General features: G+C 32.9%; 4 protein-coding genes. 3 read left to right on the forward strand and 1 reads right to left on the reverse strand.

From position 1 onward, the window contains the following. Positions 1 to 233 precede the first annotated feature (233 nt). The 3 genes from QMD61_11565 to QMD61_11575 are packed head-to-tail and all read left to right on the forward strand — an operon-like array spanning position 234 to position 1566. On the forward strand, positions 234 to 875 hold the full coding sequence (locus tag QMD61_11565; GenBank protein ID MDI6725271.1) for a biotin transporter BioY: 642 nt from the start codon (positions 234 to 236) through the stop codon (positions 873 to 875). A gap of 41 nt (positions 876 to 916) precedes the next feature. Beyond that, positions 917 to 1294 carry a DUF1284 domain-containing protein gene (locus tag QMD61_11570; protein ID MDI6725272.1) on the forward strand — a complete coding sequence of 126 codons (378 nt, stop codon included), beginning with the start codon at positions 917 to 919 and terminating at the stop codon, positions 1292 to 1294. Between the two features lie 2 nt (positions 1295 to 1296). Then, on the forward strand, positions 1297 to 1566 hold the full coding sequence (locus tag QMD61_11575) for a hypothetical protein (protein MDI6725273.1): 270 nt from the start codon (positions 1297 to 1299) through the stop codon (positions 1564 to 1566). A 19-nt stretch (positions 1567 to 1585) separates the two neighbouring features. Here the strand turns inward: QMD61_11575 and QMD61_11580 are convergent. After that, a partial coding sequence (locus QMD61_11580) for a carboxymuconolactone decarboxylase family protein (GenBank protein ID MDI6725274.1) occupies positions 1586 to 1815 on the reverse strand: 230 nt, incomplete at its 5' end.

Genomic DNA, 1815 nt, shown 5'->3' on the forward strand with positions numbered 1-1815 from the left:
GATAATTGGAAAATTTACAGAACCATTACTGGATTAATAAGATCTAATTAAAAATCAATATAACGAAAGTATTTATAATATCTGAATCTAATCAATAAAGGAGATTAAGAAAACTCCCAAAATTGATTTATCGCTGTTTAATGTACTTTTTTGTACAACAATTAAAATTTCAATAATAAAAAAGGATAAAAAAAAATCCTTATAATAATTTATATGGGCAGGAGGAAAAAAATATGCAAATATCAATAGCTGATAATTATTATAAAAAGAGGTTCTCATTTTTTAAATGGAACAGAGAATCATCATTAGCTAATAAGGTTACTTTAGCTTTATTTATGGCATGCGTAACCGGTATTTTGGCTCAGATTGTTATACCTCTCCCATGGACTCCCGTTCCAGTTACAGGACAAACATTCGCAGTTCTAATGGCTGGTGTGGTTCTTGGTAGATACTGGGGATCTTTAAGCATGGTAATGTATATTATTTTAGGTTTAGCTGGTGTTCCATGGTTTGCAGGTATGACTGGTGGATATGAAACATTTTTAGGACCTACATGCGGCTATTTCATAGGTTTCATCTTAGCTGCAATGTTCCTTGGCCATTTAACAGATAAATATATCAGAGCAAGAAGTTTTACTCCAATGCTCTTTTTAATGCTCTTTGCAAACTTTGCATTGATCTATATTCCTGGATTAATTGGTTTAGGTGCGTGGTTATACTTTGTTAAAGGTACAATGCCTTCACTCTGGATTTTGCTTGTAATGGGGCTTTTCCCATTTATAATTGGTGACTTAATGAAAATTGGAGGGGCAGCAGCATTAACCAAAGCAATTACTCCAAAAAACAAATTTGGAGATGAAGTAGACGCCAATTAGCAAAAATAACCTTATAAAACTTCTTTTTTTATTTTATTGTTATGAAAATTCGAGCACATCATCTCTTATGCATACAGGGATTTCAGGGATACGGATACAGTGAAGAATTCACAGAAAACATGCTTAAAGTAATTCAAAATCTCAAATCATTTCCTAATCATAAGATACAGATAACTACATGCTGTGATGCCATCTGTGCATGCTGTCCGCATAATATAGGCGATAAATGCACTGAAAGTTCAAATTCTAATGAAAAGATCAAAGAACCGTCGAAAAATCAAGATTTTTCAAGCCTTCGAAAAAATAATTTTCTATACTCCAAACAGGAAGTGTTTGAGAGCCGCGAACCGGAAATTCGCCGGATGGATATTAAAGTGCTCAAGACAATTGGATTACAGGTAAAATGCACGGGTATATGAGGATGTACTGGGGTAAAAAAATACTTGAATGGGTTCAAAATCCAGAAGAAGCCTATAAAATAGCACTTTATCTGAATAATAAATATGAGATTGATGGCAGAGATCCTAATGGATTTACAGGAGTTGCATGGTGCTTTGGAAAACATGATAGAGCCTGGAAGGAAAGAGAGATATTTGGAAAAGTCAGGTACATGAATGCCAATGGTTTAAAGCGCAAATTTGATGCAGATGGTTATGTAGAAAAAATTATGAAATATTCAAATAATATTTAATAATTTGTATTATAAATATCTAAAAACTAATAATTGGTTTTCTAAACAAATCAGAGATTAAAGCATGAAAAAAAGAAATTGGTACTAAAAATGTCCCTAAAATCATGCTTAACTCATATAATAAACTGTTTCTGGGATCGGGCTTACCCCTAAATCGGTTAAAAAAAGAGCTCCAAGCAATACCGTAAGTATTTCCTATCATAATAGTACGAATCGAACCGAGAATTCCTGTTGCTCTGGATATCCCAT

This window comes from Methanobacterium sp. (genome assembly GCA_030017655.1).
Classification (GTDB): domain Archaea; phylum Methanobacteriota; class Methanobacteria; order Methanobacteriales; family Methanobacteriaceae; genus Methanobacterium_D.

What these genes read in the sequence shown, in the direction of transcription:
- QMD61_11565 (MDI6725271.1), top strand. Translation starts at nt 234, where the DNA reads ATGCAAATATCAATAGCTGATAATTATTATAAAAAGAGGTTCTCATTT.
- QMD61_11570 (MDI6725272.1), top strand. Translation starts at nt 917, where the DNA reads ATGAAAATTCGAGCACATCATCTCTTATGCATACAGGGATTTCAGGGA.
- QMD61_11575 (MDI6725273.1), top strand. Translation starts at nt 1,297, where the DNA reads ATGTACTGGGGTAAAAAAATACTTGAATGGGTTCAAAATCCAGAAGAA.